Consider the following 18,673-nt stretch of genomic DNA (forward strand, 5'->3'; position numbering starts at 1 on the left):
AATTACAGAGAGATTAAAGGAAATAATTTTTCCATAAATTGATGTATTATAATAGACATCTAAGTTAGATTTTACTACAATATAGTAGGTATCACACGAGTAAATGTCAAAAAACGCCATAAAGTAGAGAAAGGGTAAAACTAGAATTAATATAACAGCAAATGCTAACAATAAATAAAAGTCTGTGAGTATAAATTTAAAATAGAACATAGAACAACTAAATATCAATGTAATATAGGAGACTCATATTATGAAAAAGAGCAGTAGTAAGTTAAAGAAGGCACAGAAGAAAAAGCTTCGTAAGATTTTTCTGAGAGTTGTTGTCATTACACTCATTATATGTGCAGGAATAATAGGGGCTGGAGCAGTACTATATAATCAGTTTTTGTATAGTGGTGATGGTAGCGACAAGGATTGGAGCTTGAACAAACCACTAGACCCAATTAACAAAAATTTAGCGGTGTTTGGTGTAGATGAAGATGGTTATCGCACAGATGTTATTTTCGTTGTGAACTTCAATAGTGAGACGAATAAGGTAAAGGTTGTATCTGTTCCAAGGGATACTATGGTAGATTGGGATGAAGAGCAAAGAGATAAACTTATGCGTTATACTGGTAAGGTTGCTTATACAACTAAGATTAATGAGATGACCAGTTATTCAGGAATTGAGAATATCCGTGATTTTACTATTGATGAGATTGAAACAATTTTGGATATTAATATTGATAATTATGTCATTGTCACAACAGATGCATTTAGAAAATTAGTAGATGCTATTGGTGGAGTAGAGGTAGAAGTACCAGCCTTAGAAAATGGGCAGGGACTTCACTATGATGACAATTATCAAGATCTTCATATTCATTTAGAACCGGGTCTACAATTATTAGATGGCGAGCAAGCTGAAGGTCTTGTACGTTTCCGTAAAGGTTATGCAGAAGGAGATGTAGGGCGTATTAAAACACAACAAATCTTTTTAGATGCTTTTGCTAAAAGGATATTAAGTCCATCTACATTTGCAAAACTTCCTCAAATTGCTTCAGTTGTTTTTGACACAGTTACAACAGATATAAAACTTAATGAAGTGACAGGTTACTTAAAGTACTTCAAGAACTTTAATAGTGATAACATTTCCTTTTATATTGTACCAGGGGAAGCAGAGTATGTAAGTGCTAAGTGGTACTATGTAATTGATGAGAGTGCGTTACCTGCATTTAGAAATGAAGTATTCCATGATATTGTGCCACCAGCAGAGGACACGTATGAAGTAGATACAACCGTTTCTATTGAAATTTTAAATTCTACAGCAAGAGCAGGACTTGCAGCTAATGCGAAGGTACTACTTGAAAACGCAGGATATACGGTATCAAGCATTGGAAATTATACACCTGCTATATTAGATACAACAGTGATTTATGCAAGAGATTTAGAAAAGGCTACACAGTTCCAGAAATATTTCTTAGGTGCTGAATTAGTTTTAGATACAACACTTGACTATGATATACAAATTGTATTGGGTAATGATGCCCAGTAAGGGGGAATTAAAAAAATGAGGCTTGCAAAGTTTAAGCTCAGAGGAATTGTATTATTTTCAGTTTTAATAAGCACTAATGTAGTTTATGGTGCTATATTACATCAAGAGACGACAACACAGACATTAACAAAAGGTGCAACGCTTACTAATGAAAAGATTTTAAGTGAAATTGGCTGGCGTAATATTAATGTACTTAGGATTAACCTAAATGAACCCAATGTCACTTTAAAACCTATAGAAGCGGCAAATGGCACATCAAGACAGACAGTTTTACAAATGGTAAATGATGCAGGTGCTATAGCAGGGGTTAACTCGGACTTCTTTGACATTTCTACAAGTAGTACACCAAGCTTTGGACCAGTCATTTCTGATGGAGAGCTTAAGCATGCCTATAATAGCAATTATTCCTCGTTAGGACCTAATAAGTATATGGGAACATTTACAATAGACACAAATAATGGTGTTTCAATGGACTATTATGGTGTGTCGCTAAGATTAAATGCTAATGGGACGTTTGTAGGAGCAATGGGAGGGTATAATAATATCCCTTCTAAGCTCTACAGACCAGTGGTTGTAGATTGTACATATTATTCAAATACAAGTAGTATTATTAGTAAGCTTCCAAATACATATACAATTGTAGTAGAAGAAGATGTAGTAACTTATTGTTCAAAATCAAATGAAGCAGTAGATATTCCGAAAAATGGATATGTGATACTTATAGGTGAACAAGATGCTAATAACTACTATAGTCAATTAAAAGTAGGAACAAGCGTCGACTTACAACAATTTTTATATTTAAGTAATGGGCTTACAGAAGCTGTAAGCAATATTAAGTTAGGCATTGGCGGCGGCGGATTAATTATGAAAGATGGCGTAGAATATACAGGTGCAGCACATAAGATTACGCCTACCTCTAATGATCCAAGAACAATAGTTGCTACACTTAAGAATTCTAATGAGGTATTATTAATAACCATTGATGGACGTGGTGACTATAAAGGAATGACACATAGTGACTTAGTCACTTTTCTAAAAAGCTACAATGTAAAAGATGCTATGTATTTCGATGGTGGTGGTTCTACAACAATGGTGGCACGTAATGAAGGTGAAACAGAAGTTACATTGCAAAATAATCCGTCAGATGGTAGTCAAAGAAAAGTAATCAATGGATTAGGTGTCTTTACAACTTCTGAAACAGGAGATGTGGCACAGCTTATAATAGACACAAATTATAATCGCACCTTTGTAGGAGAAAGTATTAGCTTGACTGTTAAAGCTGTAGATGAAAATAGCAATCCAGTAACGCTTAATAAGGACAATATTACATATTCGGTAGCAGGTGTTAATGGAAGGTTTGAAGGTAACAAATTTATCCCAACAAGCAGCGGTAAAGCATTAATTATTGCAAGTTATGATGGGGTTGAAGTAGGTACAGAAATTATTGTATCTGAGAAACCACAAGGTATCCGAATTGAACCTTCTAACTTGCAGGTAGATGAAAATAGTACAAAAACTGTACAAGTTTATGGCATTGATAGTGAAGGGTATAAGTTGCCACTTACAGCAAGTAGTATTACATGGACAAGTGATAACAATACAGTAGGTGCTACGAATAATACTGTTGTAACAAAAGGAAAAGCACTGGCTACACTTACAGCCAACTATAAGGGACTTACAGCTAAGTTGGGTGTAACGGTAGGGAATGTAACATCTGCTATTGAATCTTTTGAAACAAATAAGGCAAGTTGGGGCGGAGATACCTCAACGGTTAAGGGGAATGTTATAGTTTGCAATGACGAAAAGTATAAATATCATGGAACAAAGTCAATTAAAATGACTTATACTTTTGAAAAGTCAGCGAATAAACAGGTCGCATATACTTTATTTGATACACCAATAGAAATTCCAAGTGATGCCATGAGCTTAAATATGTGGCTATATGGTAAAAAACAAGGACATGTGGCAAAAGTAGAAGTAGTAGATAGTAATAACAAGAAATTTTATTTAAAACTCACAGACAATATTAATTTTGAAGGCTGGAAATATGTAAGTACAGCCTTACCAGAAGATATGGTACTTCCAGCAAAGGTTACAAAGTTCTATACCTATGCAAATTCAGTTAGCGAAAAAACAACAACTGCAGTTTATATAGACCATGTTTCTATTACAAGAGGGTTTAAAGACAGAGAAGGCATTAGTGTAAGAGATGATTATCGCTTTGATCCATGGTATAAGGAAACATTACAGGACCCTACTGGTGACCAGTATGTTATAAATGCAGTAGGTGGTACAAAAGTAGAGAGTATGCTACTTAGTAAAGAAACAACTAATAAGATAGCAAATCAGCTTTCAAATAAAAGTAGTTTAGTGGTGATGGCATCAGGTAATAATTTAAGTTTGCCACTAACAGCAAATAGCATAGCTTATAAAAATACTTATGAGGTCAAAGATTATAGCAGCACAAGAGTAATCATGGCGGGTACAGATAGTGGTGGGCTTAGAGCAACACAAGCTTCAGCGTGGTTAAATATTAAGTCGGCTATCAGCACCTCAAATGCAAAGAATATTATATTAGTAATGAGCAAAAATCCACTCACACAATTTAGTGATACGGAGGAAGGAAAAGCATTTCATAAGTATTTAAGAGAAACAAGAGAGCAGACTGGCAAAAACATATTCGTTATTACAACTGGTACAACAGGAAATGAAGTAAGAATCGAAGATGGTATTAGATACATAAAAACGAGCGGCTTAAATACAACAACAGATAATGTAAAAGATGCGTCCTTTGTAAAATTTAAAATGGTAGGAGATAAAGTGTATTATACTTTTGAGCCATTTACAGCATCATAAATATTCTAAACAATAAGGAGGTATACTAATGAATAAAAAAGTAAAAATAGCATTAGCCGTAATGGGTATTACAGCAACAACACTTTATGCAGCAGATAACGGTATTGGGTCATCAAATGACCCTCTTGTAACAAAAAGCTATGTAGATCAAAAGGTTGCTGAAATAAGTGGTAGCGTAGGTAATAATAGTAGCATTGCAAAGCAGGTAGAAACACAACAAGCACTTATTGAGAACTTAATGGAAGAAATAGATGAACTTAAAAATGGCCAAAATACAGATAACAATATTTTTGAGGTCGTTGTAGTACAAGAAGGTCAAATCATATTTGGGGCACAAAGTACAGAAATGATTGTAAGAGCAGGTAAGGCGCAAGCAGTAGCATCAGTAGCTGGTGGCCTTCAAGACATTACAAGTGGTGAAGATTTAGGTGAGACAACAGAGATTCCTAAAAATCATTTACTGCTTATTCCTAGAGAAGATGGCAGAGGTCTACTTGCAAATACAAAGCTTACAGTCATGGTAAGAGGTGGCTATACAATACAATAACTTAGTAGGCTAATAGCCGATGGAGGAAAAAATGAAAAAGCAAATAAAAATGTTACTCTATGTCATTTTAGCTATATCCTTGGTAGCATGTGGCTTTGTAGGAATTGGTCGCATTGAGGCAGAACAAGCAGACAAGAGTGTTCAAATCGCAATTAGATATAGCGATGTATTAAGTTTAGCACAGCAAACAGAACAGCCTTTAGAAACTATACTTAAGGAATTTAAGGAGATAGGTGCTACCACCTTATTAGTTAGAGAAAATACAGTAAGTGGTCCAAGTGGTGATTTTTATAATTACAAGGGACAAGGCGAAGTAAGTATTTTAGAAGGGTATATTCTTAAATTCTATTATCCAGAAGTCGCAGAGCTAAAGCCAGAATATAATTACATCGTTACAACAAATGAAGAAGTTGCAACTAATATTTATAAAAACTATCATTTAAAAAACATATATGTAGATGCATTTACAGGGGTTAATCCTGAAAGCGGAGAAGAAACATACTTTATTGAAGTAAGTGATTATGCAAGTGCTCTTACAACAGTAGGGGTAGGATTTAATACAGCAGATTTGAATAAAGCAGCTAGTCTAGGGTATATGATTTCGCCACAAATTAAAAACTGGGATGAACCAACAGAAGAATCACTTCTAAACTTAGTAGATGAACTTAATGCAATTAATAACTTAGGGACAATCTACTTTGCAGATATGACTATTCCAGGTGCAGACACAGAGGTAATGGCACAGCTTATTCGCGAACATCAGCTTGGCTTCATTGAATTTACAAGTAATAAACAAAAAGGTTTTGAAACACTTGCAAAACATTCAAGTGAAAGTGGTGCAGAATATAAAGTAACGCGTCTGCATACATTAACTGACCAACAAGCTAAAACATTTAGAGTTTCAGAAGTAATGGACCGTTACCAATTAGCTTTAAATGAAAGAAATAACCGTGTTTTCTTATTTAAAATGCCAAGTACATTAAATGTAGAAGCAGATAAAACTTATTTACAAGAATGTATTACCAGATTCATTGATATTGCTGAAAAAGACGGATTTACTATTGTAAATGAGACAGTGAACTTTAACTTACCACAAATAAATGTAATCATTGCGATTTTAGCAGGGCTTGGTGCAATTGTGGTATTTATACTTTTACTTAGTGAATTGGGTGCTGTAAAACTAGGGTATATTTTAGGTGCGATAGGTGCAATTGGTTATGTAGGACTTTTAAAGTTAGCACCTTTTATAGCGTATAGAATGATGGCACTATTTGGTGCGATGGTATTTCCAACTTATGCATTACTTATGGGTATTAAGGAAGAACCACGTAATATTAAAGAATCAATTATAGCATTCTTGAAGATTTGTATTATTTCATATGGCGGTGTCTTCACAATAGTAGGCGCATTATCACGTACAAGCTTCGCATTAGGTATTAATTTATTTGCAGGTGTTAAATTTGCACATATCGTACCTATTGCAGCAATTTTAGTAATCCTCGTATATAGAAAACATAAACTTGATTATAATTTCTATAAAGGAGTTTTAAATAAAAAGATTAGCTATGGTGCTTTAATTATTATTGGTATTATTGCAGCGGCATTGCTTATTTATACTTCAAGAACAGGTAACTCAGGCAGTGCTTCAACATTAGAACTTCAATTTAGACAGCTTTTAACAAATGTTTTAGGCGTACGTCCACGTACAAAAGAATTCCTAATCGGTTATCCAATTTTAATGTGTTTATTATTCTATGGTTACAAGGAAGCATATTTACCATTTGTGATATTTGCAGCAATGGGTCCTATTTCATTAGTAAATACTTATGCACATATTCATACACCACTTCTTGTGTCTATGATTAGAAGTGTATACGGTATCTTATTCGGGCTCCTTATTGGACTAGTTGCAATTTGGGTAATTAAATTAATAGGTAAGGTGATTAGAAAATGGCAACTACAAAGCAAATAGTTTTATCAGGGTATTATGGCTTTGATAACATTGGTGATGAAGCGGTACTTTTCTCTATCGTATCACTTCTAAAAAAAGAAATACCAGGTGTACGTATCATGGTACTTTCGAATAATCCAGAAAAGACAAAAGCTACTTATAATGTAGAAAGTGTTAACCGTTGGGATATGAAAACTGTAGCAAAGGTTATCAAACAAAGCGACCTCCTCATTAGTGGAGGAGGAAGCTTATTGCAAGATGTTACAAGTAGTAAAACAATTCCTTACTACTTAGCTATCGTAAAGATTGCACAATTTTATAAGAAGAAAGTCGTGTTTTATTCTCAAGGTATTGGTCCTGTTAACAAAGGATTTAGTAAAACCCTTATGAAAATGATTGTAAATAAAGTAGATGGCATTTATGTAAGGGAACCAGCATCAAAAGCTTTATTACAAGAGATTGGTATTAAAAAGCCAGTGGAAGTTTCAATTGATCCAGTAATTGGTATTAATCTAGGAAGAACGAAGCATGAACCAACAGTAGAAATGAAAAAGCCAGCAGTAGGTGTTTATTTAAGACCATGGCAAAATGAGGCACATGATGAACATTTAATACAGGCTATGCTTCCTACACTTAGACAGCTTATAGCAGAAGGTTACAAACTTTACTTTATTCCTATGCATTATGACCAAGATAGAAGTATTGCACAGACGATTAAAGATAAGCTTATAGAAATGGGACGTGCAGAAAGCAAAAATTTAGAGGCAGAAGTAGAAGTTGTCGATAAAATGCTTTCTATAGAAGAAGTATTAGATTATACAGCAAGTTTTGAAATGATTATAGGGATGAGGTTGCATAGTCTTATTATGGCAGCAGCAGAAAAAGTGCCAATGGTAGCATTATCTTATGATCCAAAAGTAACAGCTTTTATGAAAGAAATTGAACAATCTCAGTACTGTATGGATTCAGGTAAAGTAACTGCAGAAGAATTCAAGGAAAAGATTGAAAGACTCATAATGAATAAAGAAAAACAAAAAGAACAGCTTGTAGAAGTATTTGAGGCTAAGAAAGATAAGATTTACTTACCGCTCAATAAAGTGAAAGAATTGCTGGGGGAGTGAACTCGCATGCTCGTTTTACCATGCTAAGGATAGGATAAAGAGAAAGGCAATGATATCTTTTAGATAAATGGTTTGTTTAGAAGATGTTAGCCAGAGATGGATTGATATTGTAGAATATAGATAGATAAATAGAAGTAATTTAAAAAAGGTGTTACAAGGGGGACTTTGTGGCACCTTTATGTGAGAAAGAAGAAAAATAGGTGACTTGGGTGAGACCAAAGCATAGGAGGATATAATGAACAAGACAATTAAAATATTAGAGGTACCAATTTCTATGGTGACGATGAATGAGGCAGTGGAGCTTGTAGATGGATTTGTAAAATCTGATAAGTTCCATAAGGTTTATACACCTAATCCTGAGATTGTAATGCTTGCAAAAGATAATGCAAATTTTATGGAAGTACTTAAAAAGGCTGATCTTGTCGTGCCAGATGGAATTGGAGTTGTAATTGGATCAAGACTTCAAAAGGGCGAGAACTTACCAGAACGTGTGCCTGGTTATGATCTCGTACAAAATACAATGAAGAGAGCTGTTAAAGAAGGGTATAAATATTATTTCTTCGGAAGTAAACCAGGCGTAGCAGAGCTGGCAGCAGAAAAAATGAGAGAAACATACCCAGGAATCCAAATTGTAGGAACAAGAGATGGGTACTTTAAACCAGAAGATGAAGAAGCAATTATTAAAGATATTAATGAGTCAGGTGCCAATATTTTACTTGTTGCTTTAGGTGCGCCAAAACAAGAAACTTGGATTGAAGAACATGCTTCTTTACTTCCTAATGTAAGAGTTGCTGTAGGTGTAGGCGGTAGTTTAGATGGTATGGCGGGTATTGTAAAGCGTGCACCAATTGCTTTCCAGAAGCTTGGACTTGAGTGGTTTTATAGATTAATGAAGCAACCTTCACGTTTTGTAAGGATGTTAGTACTGCCAAAATTCTTAATAGAGGTATTGTTGTACAAAGGAAAGGGTAAAAATTAAGTAAAAAACAGGTAAAAACCTCTAGTATCATATGAAGAAGAAGTGAACATAAACTTTTAAAGTACTTGCTTTATGTAGAATAGCAACAAAAACTGTATAGCATGATATGTTGATTTTTATAGCATTCTAGGCGTTTTCTATTGAACTTGTACATGAATTCAGGCTGTTTAGGACTATTAGCCAAAATGCTAGAATTGATTTTATAAAAATAGTCAATAGTAAATGTAAAGAAAAATATAGTATAGTAAAGTAAGTCCAAAGACATATGAATTTATCCAAACTAAGGGGGAAATATCTCATGGCAGGTTTAAAATTAAAAAATATTGAAAAAAGATATTCAAATGGCTTCGTAGCAGTTAAAGACTTTAACTTAGACATCGAAGATAAAGAGTTTATCATTTTCGTAGGACCATCAGGATGTGGTAAATCTACTACATTACGTATGATTGCTGGTCTTGAAGAAATTTCATCAGGAGAATTATGGATTGGTGACAAACTTTGTAATGAAGTAGCTCCAAAAGACCGTGACATCGCAATGGTATTCCAAAACTATGCGTTATATCCTCATATGACAGTATATGATAATATGGCATTCGGTTTAAAACTTCGTAAAACTCCAAAAGAAGAAATCGACCGTCGTGTACGTGAAGCAGCAAAAATCCTTGACATCGACCAATGCTTAGATCGTAAACCAAAAGCACTTTCAGGTGGTCAACGTCAACGTGTTGCTATGGGTCGTGCAATTGTTCGTGAACCAAAAGTATTCCTTATGGACGAACCTTTATCAAACCTTGATGCTAAACTTCGTGTACAAATGAGAACAGAAATCTCTAAATTACACTATAGATTAAACACAACATTCATCTACGTAACACATGACCAAGTAGAAGCTATGACACTTGGTACAAGAATCGTAGTTCTTAAAGATGGTGTTATCCAACAAGTAGACTCACCATCAAACCTTTACTCTAAACCACAAAACTTATTCGTTGCTGGGTTCATCGGTTCTCCACAAATGAACATGATTGAAGCTAAAGTAGTTAAAAAAGGTGATGATGTAGTTCTTACATTCGGTAAAGTTGAGATTCCTTTATTAAAAGAAAAAGCTCAAAAACTTATCGCTGGTGGCTATGTAGGTAAAGAAGTAATGCTTGGTATTCGTCCAGAACATATCTGTGAACCATCAACATTATTTGATGAAGAAAAAGAACACTTTGCACCAGGAACAGCTACAGTAGAAGTAGTAGAAATGCTTGGAGCAGAGAAAAACTTCTACATGATTTGTGAAGGAAACAACATTACAGGTCGTTTCGACACATCATGTCAAGCTGGTCCAGATGACACAGTTCAAATCGCATTCGATATGAGAAAAGTTCACGTATTCGATTTAGAAACACAAAAAACAATCACAAACTAATTTGTACATAAAAAAGGTGATAGCAACATTAACGATTGTTAATGTTGCTATCACTTTTTTTGTGAAAAACGAAAAGTAAAATGAAAGAGAGGAATGAAGAATTAGAATTAAAAATGAAAAGTTAAAGATAAAGAGTAAAAATGAAAAAAGAAGAATTAGAAATACAAAGTTAAAAATAAAGAGTATAATATAGAGTGAGCAGGGAAAAGTGAAGAGTGAAGAACTAAAAATGAATAATGAAGAATAAAGAATTAAAAATGAAGAGTATGATATAAAGCAAGAAATTAGAAATGAAAATAATAAAAGAGGTAATAATATAGCAAAGATTTAACCTATCTTTTAGGTTTTTATCTTTCTTATGCTAAAAATTATGGAGGGGTGCCAGAACTTGCAGCCGATTCAAAACATTACGTGGTGTGGATAAGTTAGTATATCTCATTTTAGCTTGACTTCGACTGTAGGGAGGGAGATGGAAAATGAGATATACTAACTTACCCATGCCTCAACACCTCAAAAACGGCTGCCACACCCCGTCATAACACTTTTTTTTGCATTATACTTTTTTTTTACATATAAATAGGATAAAATAGTATCAAAGATACTGCGAATACAAATTATTTAATATTTGGGAGCTGATACACAAATGATATCTAATCAAATTTTACAAAATACAATCGATGGCATTAAAGCCATTACAAGAAGAGAATACTGCATCCTTGATGCAGAATCAAAAATCGTTGTTACAACAGATAGCGATAGAGTAACAGGTGAATACGTACCACAAGTTGAAGCCTTTATTAACTCACAAGCAGATAGCCAAGAAATGCAAGGTTCACATTACTTTAAAATTTATGATGAGTACTTAGTAGAATATGTACTTTCAGTAAGTGGTGGTGATGATGAAGCTTACAAATTAGGTAAAATCGTAGCTTTCCAAATCAAGAGCTTACTTGTAGCTTACAAAGAGCGTTTTGATAGAGATAACTTCATTAAAAATTTACTTTTAGACAACCTCCTGTTAGTAGATATCTATACAAGAGCTAAAAAGTTACATATTAAGAATAATGTACAACGTGTTGTATATCTTATTGAATGTAACGAGAAAAAAGATAGCAGCATGTCAGATATTCTTAGAAATATTTTCCCTGACAAAACGAAAGATTTCGTTACAGCTGTAGATGAGAAAAACATGATTTTAGTAAAAGAAGTTAACTCAGATGATCCAGCAGAAATCGAAAACTATGCAAAAATGATTTATGATACATTAAGTGCAGAAGCAATGAGCAAGGTATATGTGGCTGTAGGTGCTGTTGTTAATGACCTTAAAGATGTATCTAATTCATATAAAGAAGCAAATATGGCACTAGAAGTAGGTAAAATCTTTAACTGTGAAGGCCATATTTCACATTACTCTAAACTTGGTATCGGTAGAATTATTTATCAATTACCACTTTCACTTTGTAAATTATTTATCAAAGAAGTATTAAAAGACAAACGTGTGGATAGTTTCGATGAAGAAACACTTATGACTGTTAACAAATTCTTTGAAAACAGCTTAAACGTTTCAGAAACATCAAGACAGCTTTATATCCATAGAAATACACTTGTTTATAGACTTGACAAATTATTAAAAACAACTGGTTTAGATTTACGTGAATTTGATGATGCAATCGTATTTAAAATCACAATCATGGTAAGCCAATATATGGACTACATGGAAAAACAGAGTCAAAATAGATTATAGAAAAAGAAACCGGTGATTAAAAAATGATTCATTTACAAAACGTGTCAAAAGTTTATTCTAATGGTGCAGTAGGTCTTAATGATGTAAGCCTTACCATTGAAAAAGGGGAATTTGTTTTTATAACAGGAAATAGTGGCTCTGGTAAATCAACATTCTTAAAGTTATTACTTAAGGAAATTGAGCCAGATCATGGGAAGATTATTATTAACAATAAAGAAATTACCAAGCTTAAAAGAAAGCAGGTACCTTATCTTAGAAGGGATCTAGGTATTGTATTCCAGGACTTTAGATTACTTCCTAATAAAACTGTTTATGAGAATGTAGCTTTTGCAATGCAGATCGTAGGTGCATCATCTAGAGAGATACGTAAAAACGTACCAATGGTACTAGGACTTGTAGGGTTAGCTAGAAAAGCAAGATGTTATCCAAATGAACTATCAGGAGGAGAGCAACAAAGAACAGCACTTGCCCGTGCCATTGTCAATAACAATCCTATACTTATTGCTGATGAGCCAACTGGTAACTTGGACCCTGCAACATCCTGGGAGATTATGAACTGCTTACAGGATATTAACAAAAGAGGGGTTACGATTATTATGGCAACTCATGAGAGAGAAATTGTTAATGCGCTTAAAAAACGTGTTATAGAAATCTCTGAGGGACAAATTAGTAAAGATGTATATGAAGGAGGATATGACGATGAGGTGGAATACTCTCAGGTATTTATTTAAAGAGGGTATCATGGGCCTATGGAAAAATAAAACGATGGCACTTGCTTCGGCAGGTACCATTGTTTTATGTCTTTTAATATTAGGAATGTCTTATTCTATAGGTATGAATATTGATTCACTTCTTAAACAAGTAGAGAACAAGTTTGGTATCACTTGCTATGTAAACGATAACGTAAGTGAGGAGCAAGTCAAGCAGATTAAACAGCAGATTGAGGGGATGAGCAGTGTAAAGGAAGTTAAATATATTTCCAAGGAGCAAGCACTGAGGGATTTTAGCGAGGGTAGTGAAGACACCTCTATCTTTGAAGACTTTAAAGAGGATAATCCGCTCCCAGCTTCATTTGAAATCACTGTATATGATATTGAACAGCAAGAAGCTGTCGTTAAGGCACTTCAAGGTGTGGAAGGCATAGAAACTCAGTATTTAAAACGTGAGACACAAATGTTTATTAACCTTAATCGTACAATAAGTTATATTTGTATTGGTATTATTGTATGTTTGATTATAGTGGGATTATTACTTATGTCTAATACAATCAAACTTACTGTTTATGTAAGACGTAAGGAAATTAATATTATGAAATACATAGGTGCTACAGACTGGTTTATTAGATTGCCTTTTTTAATTGAAGGTGTGGCCATTGGTCTTATTAGCTCAGTAATGGCGATTACAATTCTGGCTTGTGCATATGATTGGTTAAATAAAAAAATTGCCTTGCAGCTTATGAATGCTTTAGATGGTATTAGCTTAGTGCCTACGGCAAGTATTATGAATGGCATGATTCCTATATGTCTTGTATTAGGCGGCTTTATTGGTCTAGTAGGTAGTGCTTTTGCAATACGTAAACATCTTAAGGTATAAATGGGGGAGTTAGATGAAAAAGAAGATAAGTATAATGCTTGCCTTTCTATTGTTATTAACTCCTGTTTATGCTTCTTCTATTACAAGTAAGAAAAATGAGTTAAGTAGTGCAAAGCAAAATATAGAAAGTAGCAAGAAGAAATTAGAGGCTAACAATGAAAAGATAGAGGCCATGCAAGCCGAAATCAAAAAAGTAGATTTGCAGATTGTAGACATTGAAGATAAAATCTATGAATTAAATAGTCAGATTTCAGAAAAAGAAAATGCTATAGAGAAAAAACAAGTTGAACTAGATGAAATGAACGTAAAGAAAGATGCACAATATGAAGATACTAAAGCCAGAATGGTGAAGATGTATAAAAATCAGAGAGTTGGTTATCTTCAAGTAATCTTCTCATCAAATAGTTTCTGGGAAGCTATTAATCGCATTGAATATATTAAACGTATTTCAGATAGAGACAACCAAACATTAGATGAATATAAAGAAACTATCTCAGGGATAGAAGCGGCTAAGACGACCATTGAAACAGAGAAAAAAGACTTAGAAGTAATTAAAAAGGCTCAGGTCACTAAAAAAGACGAATTAGAAGTAGCTAGAGGAGATAAGGATACTAAACTGGCACAGCTTCAAAAAGAAGAAGGTAAGATTAAATCTGAAATTGAACAGATGGAAGAGTTATCAGACCAGTTAGAGGCAGAAATCAAACAATTACTAGCCGCACAAGCTAGCTCTTCAAGTGGAGGAGGAAATTATAGCACCTCTCATAAATATAGTGGTGGAACCTTTGCTTGGCCAGTTCCAGGTTATTATAATCTAAGTTCTGAGTATAACCCAAGGACGAGTCCTATTTCTGGTAATTATGAATTCCATACAGGAATAGATATTCCAGCAAGTTATGGTGAAAATGTAGTTGCAGCAGCAGATGGCGTTGTTATTACCTCAGGATGGGTAAGAGGATATGGTAATACAATCATGATTAATCATGGTGGTGGACTTGTTACTTTATATGGACATAATTCATCTTTAGTTGTAAGTACAGGTCAAACGGTTACAAAAGGACAGACTGTAGCGAAGATTGGTAGTACAGGCTACTCTACAGGAAACCACTGTCACTTTGAAGTTCGTGTCAATGGTTCGCATACATCGCCATGGAACTATTTAAGCAAATAGGCAGGGATGAAATCACAAGGTGAGGCATATAATTGATAGTAAGAACAAAAAATCCTTAGGACAGTAAGTTTTAAGGATTTTTTTTAAAATGATACTTTAGAAAAGGGAGCGAGGGTATTGAGACACATAAGAATAGATGGCAAAAAGCTAGTAATTGCAGTTGGACTGGTAGGGGTGTTAGCGGGTTGTAATCTTATACAAGGCAGTCAAGGAGCTACCTTTACAAAGCTTAAGTTTTTAAGTCGTCAAGTGAGTAAATTATATTTAGGAGATCTTGATCAGAAAGAACTAAATGAAGGCGTATTTACAGGTTATGTAGATGGTCTAGAAAATCCAGTCAGTACGTATTTAGATGAGACTGCATATAAGCAGCATCTGGCATATGAAGAGGGCAAAACAATAGGCACAGGTCTTACGTATAGTTGGGGACTTGATGGCAATCATTTAGTCATTACAGAAGTCGTACCTAACTCACCAGCAGACAAAATGGGTGTGAAGGTAGGCGACCAGATTGTAAAGGTGGATGATATTAAAGTTATTTATTCTAATGAGAGTGCATTAGCTAAAGCATTAGGGGAGGCAGAAGAGGGAAGCAGCAACACATATGTTATCCGCAAAAAGACAGATAGTACTACTGCAAAGCCAGAAGAAAAAACTATAAAGATTAAAAAAGAGCTTATTGAGAAACCAAGTTTAAAAGTAGATACGATTAATAATATTGGTTATCTTAAACTGCAAAATATTAAAACAGGAACAAGTGAAGAAGTAGACAAGGCCTTAGCTGATTTTGGCAATAAGAAAATTAATAAGGTTGTACTAGATATTAGAGATTTATATAGCAATAATTTGGATGAGACCTTAAAAATTTGTGATTTATTGATGGATAAGGCACTTGCTTTTAAAATAGAAAACAAAGAAGGAAAGATGCAAGAGTATTATACAGCTGATGGTAAGACAGATGAAAAGGTTGTTATTTTAATGAATAATAGTACGGCAGGTATGATTGAAGCGCTTCCAGCAGCAGTAAAAGGAGAAATTCCTTTAGTTGGAACACATAGTGCAGGAAGTGGTTATTTAAGTGAAGTATTTTCACTAGATGATGGCACAGGACTTCGTTTAGCAACAGGTATTTTATATACAAAAGAAGGCATAGCCGTTAATAAAGATGGCATTGCAGTAGATGAAGAAGCTTTCCAGTCCGTTCAATCTGTTATTGAATTATTAGGTGAAGGTACGATGAGTTATGCAAGTGATATGCAGCTTCAAGCAGCCATTAATCAACTTAATAAATAAATCGAATGAATAACATAGATGTGAAATCTATAAGTTGTGAGGATAAGAAACAATAAATAACACAAAATAGTATTAGCACACTTCAGAAGAAGGAGATCTTATAGATGAAAATAAAAAAGCATTTTCGAAAAACCGCTATAAGTTTTTTGCTATTAATAGTTGTACTTGCTACTACCACAGCCTTTGTGGACAAATACTACTATGTAGATAAGAAATTGTTAGCTATTGAGTCAGTCATTAATAATTATTATGTAGGAGATGTAAATGCTAAGAAGCTTCAAGAGGGCATTTACAAAGGTTTTGTAAATGGTGTAGGCGATATATACACCAATTATTATACTGCAGAAGAGTATGCTAGCTTTATGGAGAAATCCAGTGGCGTTTATGCAGGAATAGGGATTCAGATGAGCCTTGATAATGCAGATAATACAATTATGGTTGTGGATGTATTTGAAGGCTCACCAGCACAAGAAGTTGGTATGTTACCTAATGATAAGATTATTAAGGTAGAAGGTCAAACTGTTACAGGAGAGGATTTTTCTAGTTTACCAAGTATGGTCAAAGGAGAGCCAGGCACTAAAGTAAAGGTAACAGTTTATAGACCTTCAGAAGATAAGTCTATAGATTTTGATGTAGAACGTAGAAATATCACAACAGCATCTGTAGAGTCAAAAATGTTAGAAGATAGTATTGGTTATATTAAAATTGTTCAATTTGAAGAAATTACGTATGACCAATTTAAAGCATCATTAGATGAATTACAAGCGGAAAATATGCAAGGTCTCATTATTGATGTACGAAATAATCCAGGTGGACTCTTAAAAGTCACAGAGAAGATTGCAGATGAATTAGTACCAGCTGGCGTAGTAGTTTCTACAGAAAATAAAGTAGGTAAAAATGAAGTATATTATGCAGATGATGAGTATATAAATATACCAATCGTAGTTTTAGTAAATGGAAACAGTGCCAGTGCGTCAGAAGTATTAGCGGGAGCTATTAAAGATACAGGTAGAGGTAAATTAGTAGGGGAAACTACCTTCGGAAAAGGTGTTGTACAAAGCGTCATCCCACTTTCAGATGGCTCAGCACTTAAAGTAACGACAGCTAAATATTTCACACCAAGTGGTGTATGCATTCAAGGAATAGGGATTGAACCAGATTTTGAAGTGACACTACCAGTAGAATTACTCACCAAATCTAAACTTACAGAAGAAGAGGATGTTCAGTTACAAAAGGCACTAGAAGTACTGAAAGAAGAACTAGACTAGTAGGTTAGGGGGGAGTTTGTATAAGGGGATTTATTAAGCAGTATAAAGAATTTATATTAAGTATAGGTATAGGGATACTTGTAAGTGGCCTTATGATGCTCATGGATTTAAGTGTTTCATTTACACTAGGGGCATTATTGCTGATTCCTATAAGCCTCATAGGCGGCCTGATAAGGCCTAAATATACTTGCCTAGCTTATGTGGTTCCTATTATTTATTTAATAGACTGTGTACTTCATATTACAAAGCTTAGACAGACGCAACTCATACCTTATGAAAACTTCGTTATCCTAATCGGCATATTACATGCCATAGAAGGATTTCTAACAACGATATATGGTGCAAATGATTATAGTGAAATAACAAGTTACAATGGCAATAAAATAGCAGGAGGCTACCAATTAGATAAGAAGTGGTATGTCCCCCTGCTATTTTTTAATATCAATGGCTTTTATATCCCTGTCGTTGCCATAGTAGCCTATACTGACCAAACCTTCACCATGAAACCCCAACAAAAAGCTAAAAAAATGGGCCTCGTTATTAAAATTTATGCTTGTGTCGTACTATTATTAGGTGCCCTTACCAAGTATGGTTATTTGCCGTTACTTGTCACCATATTCTTTACACTAATACTTCACGAGCTCATGTTTGCTATCAACGACCAGCTAGAAATCCACAGCCCCCTCAATAAAGCCCCACAAACAGGCCTTCGAATCATAGCAACCACACAAAACCCTAATTTCAACAACCCCTTCTCAAGAGGAGACATCATAGAAACAATCAACCATCTCCCTATCAATACCCTACAAGACTATGACAATGCCTTAAGCACCAACACCGACCACTACATCATCAGACTCCAAACCCTAGAAGGAAACTACAAAATAATCCATTGCAACAAAAACCTTCTTAAAAGAGCCAGTAACGTCTTTTTACCCCCCGCACCCGTAATCTACAACAAACATATCAGCTAATGTAAAAAAGATGTGTCCGAAAAATGCTCCGCTGGTTCAGTTGACCACTGCTAGCTACACTCTACGTAATCTGTGATCAACTGAACCAGCTATCTTTTTGGACATAGTAAGAAAGAAAAAAGAAAAGTTAATTTTTTTCATGCAATAAAATAGACTACTGCATAGCAGTAGCCTCAGGCTGTAGACAATTACATTGTCTACAGCCATTTTTACTGTTAGACTAGAAGT

At 34.4% G+C, this 18,673-nt stretch carries 14 protein-coding genes; all 14 read left to right on the plus strand.

Translation table 11 applies throughout. The annotated features are described in order from the left end of the window. Nucleotides 1-250 precede the first annotated feature (250 nt). On the plus strand, nt 251-1,531 hold the full coding sequence (locus AC1VAQ_RS10050; protein ID WP_479903862.1) for an LCP family protein: 1,281 nt from the start codon (nt 251-253) through the stop codon (nt 1,529-1,531). 15 nt (nt 1,532-1,546) lie between these two features. Next, a complete protein-coding gene (locus tag AC1VAQ_RS10055; RefSeq protein ID WP_479903863.1) occupies nt 1,547-4,387 on the plus strand; it encodes a phosphodiester glycosidase family protein in 2,841 nt (946 codons plus the stop codon). A gap of 28 nt (nt 4,388-4,415) precedes the next feature. Further along, the gene (locus AC1VAQ_RS10060) at nt 4,416-4,934 is read left to right on the plus strand and encodes a hypothetical protein (protein ID WP_302599836.1); all 519 of its coding nucleotides are present in this window, start codon (nt 4,416-4,418) and stop codon (nt 4,932-4,934) included. Between the two features lie 31 nt (nt 4,935-4,965). After that, nucleotides 4,966-6,906, plus strand: coding sequence for a DUF5693 family protein (locus AC1VAQ_RS10065; protein WP_302599837.1), 1,941 nt, complete (start codon nt 4,966-4,968; stop codon nt 6,904-6,906). Further along, the gene (gene csaB / locus AC1VAQ_RS10070) at nt 6,885-8,006 is read left to right on the plus strand and encodes a polysaccharide pyruvyl transferase CsaB (RefSeq protein WP_479903864.1); all 1,122 of its coding nucleotides are present in this window, start codon (nt 6,885-6,887) and stop codon (nt 8,004-8,006) included. Before AC1VAQ_RS10065 ends, csaB begins: the two co-directional genes overlap by 22 nt. A gap of 235 nt (nt 8,007-8,241) precedes the next feature. Next, entirely contained in the window at nt 8,242-8,985 is a 744-nt protein-coding gene (locus tag AC1VAQ_RS10075; RefSeq protein ID WP_302599840.1) for a WecB/TagA/CpsF family glycosyltransferase, read from the plus strand. Between the two features lie 298 nt (nt 8,986-9,283). Then, nucleotides 9,284-10,402 (plus strand): ABC transporter ATP-binding protein, encoded by a 1,119-nt coding sequence (locus AC1VAQ_RS10080; protein WP_479903865.1) that lies wholly within the window; start codon nt 9,284-9,286, stop codon nt 10,400-10,402. Nucleotides 10,403-11,045: 643 nt separating this feature from the next. Continuing rightward, nucleotides 11,046-12,146 carry a PucR family transcriptional regulator gene (locus AC1VAQ_RS10085; protein ID WP_302599842.1) on the plus strand — a complete coding sequence of 367 codons (1,101 nt, stop codon included), beginning with the start codon at nt 11,046-11,048 and terminating at the stop codon, nt 12,144-12,146. Between the two features lie 23 nt (nt 12,147-12,169). Continuing rightward, nucleotides 12,170-12,877: a cell division ATP-binding protein FtsE gene (gene ftsE / locus AC1VAQ_RS10090; protein WP_302599844.1), complete on the plus strand. Its 708-nt coding sequence runs from the start codon at nt 12,170-12,172 to the stop codon at nt 12,875-12,877. A 10-nt stretch (nt 12,878-12,887) separates the two neighbouring features. After that, a complete protein-coding gene (gene ftsX / locus AC1VAQ_RS10095; protein WP_303244246.1) occupies nt 12,888-13,739 on the plus strand; it encodes a permease-like cell division protein FtsX in 852 nt (283 codons plus the stop codon). Nucleotides 13,740-13,752: 13 nt separating this feature from the next. Continuing rightward, nucleotides 13,753-14,910, plus strand: coding sequence for a murein hydrolase activator EnvC family protein (locus AC1VAQ_RS10100; protein ID WP_302599846.1), 1,158 nt, complete (start codon nt 13,753-13,755; stop codon nt 14,908-14,910). Between the two features lie 117 nt (nt 14,911-15,027). Continuing rightward, on the plus strand, nt 15,028-16,203 hold the full coding sequence (locus AC1VAQ_RS10105; protein ID WP_302599847.1) for a S41 family peptidase: 1,176 nt from the start codon (nt 15,028-15,030) through the stop codon (nt 16,201-16,203). Nucleotides 16,204-16,307: 104 nt separating this feature from the next. Continuing rightward, a complete protein-coding gene (locus AC1VAQ_RS10110) occupies nt 16,308-17,471 on the plus strand; it encodes a S41 family peptidase (RefSeq protein ID WP_303244245.1) in 1,164 nt (387 codons plus the stop codon). 101 nt (nt 17,472-17,572) lie between these two features. Further along, nucleotides 17,573-18,445 carry a hypothetical protein gene (locus AC1VAQ_RS10115; protein ID WP_479903866.1) on the plus strand — a complete coding sequence of 291 codons (873 nt, stop codon included), beginning with the start codon at nt 17,573-17,575 and terminating at the stop codon, nt 18,443-18,445. Nucleotides 18,446-18,673 lie beyond the last annotated feature (228 nt).

It is taken from the genome of Cellulosilyticum sp., assembly GCF_982396655.1.

Bases quoted from the DNA above. Each gene is read 5' to 3' on its own strand.
- ftsX (WP_303244246.1), top strand. From the start codon at position 12,888: ATGGGCCTATGGAAAAATAAAACGATGGCACTTGCTTCGGCAGGTACC.
- AC1VAQ_RS10055 (WP_479903863.1), top strand. From the start codon at position 1,547: ATGAGGCTTGCAAAGTTTAAGCTCAGAGGAATTGTATTATTTTCAGTT.
- AC1VAQ_RS10100 (WP_302599846.1), top strand. From the start codon at position 13,753: ATGAAAAAGAAGATAAGTATAATGCTTGCCTTTCTATTGTTATTAACT.
- AC1VAQ_RS10110 (WP_303244245.1), top strand. From the start codon at position 16,308: ATGAAAATAAAAAAGCATTTTCGAAAAACCGCTATAAGTTTTTTGCTA.
- AC1VAQ_RS10085 (WP_302599842.1), top strand. From the start codon at position 11,046: ATGATATCTAATCAAATTTTACAAAATACAATCGATGGCATTAAAGCC.
- AC1VAQ_RS10075 (WP_302599840.1), top strand. From the start codon at position 8,242: ATGAACAAGACAATTAAAATATTAGAGGTACCAATTTCTATGGTGACG.
- ftsE (WP_302599844.1), top strand. From the start codon at position 12,170: ATGATTCATTTACAAAACGTGTCAAAAGTTTATTCTAATGGTGCAGTA.
- AC1VAQ_RS10115 (WP_479903866.1), top strand. From the start codon at position 17,573: ATGGATTTAAGTGTTTCATTTACACTAGGGGCATTATTGCTGATTCCT.
- AC1VAQ_RS10080 (WP_479903865.1), top strand. From the start codon at position 9,284: ATGGCAGGTTTAAAATTAAAAAATATTGAAAAAAGATATTCAAATGGC.
- AC1VAQ_RS10065 (WP_302599837.1), top strand. From the start codon at position 4,966: ATGAAAAAGCAAATAAAAATGTTACTCTATGTCATTTTAGCTATATCC.
- csaB (WP_479903864.1), top strand. From the start codon at position 6,885: ATGGCAACTACAAAGCAAATAGTTTTATCAGGGTATTATGGCTTTGAT.
- AC1VAQ_RS10060 (WP_302599836.1), top strand. From the start codon at position 4,416: ATGAATAAAAAAGTAAAAATAGCATTAGCCGTAATGGGTATTACAGCA.
- AC1VAQ_RS10050 (WP_479903862.1), top strand. From the start codon at position 251: ATGAAAAAGAGCAGTAGTAAGTTAAAGAAGGCACAGAAGAAAAAGCTT.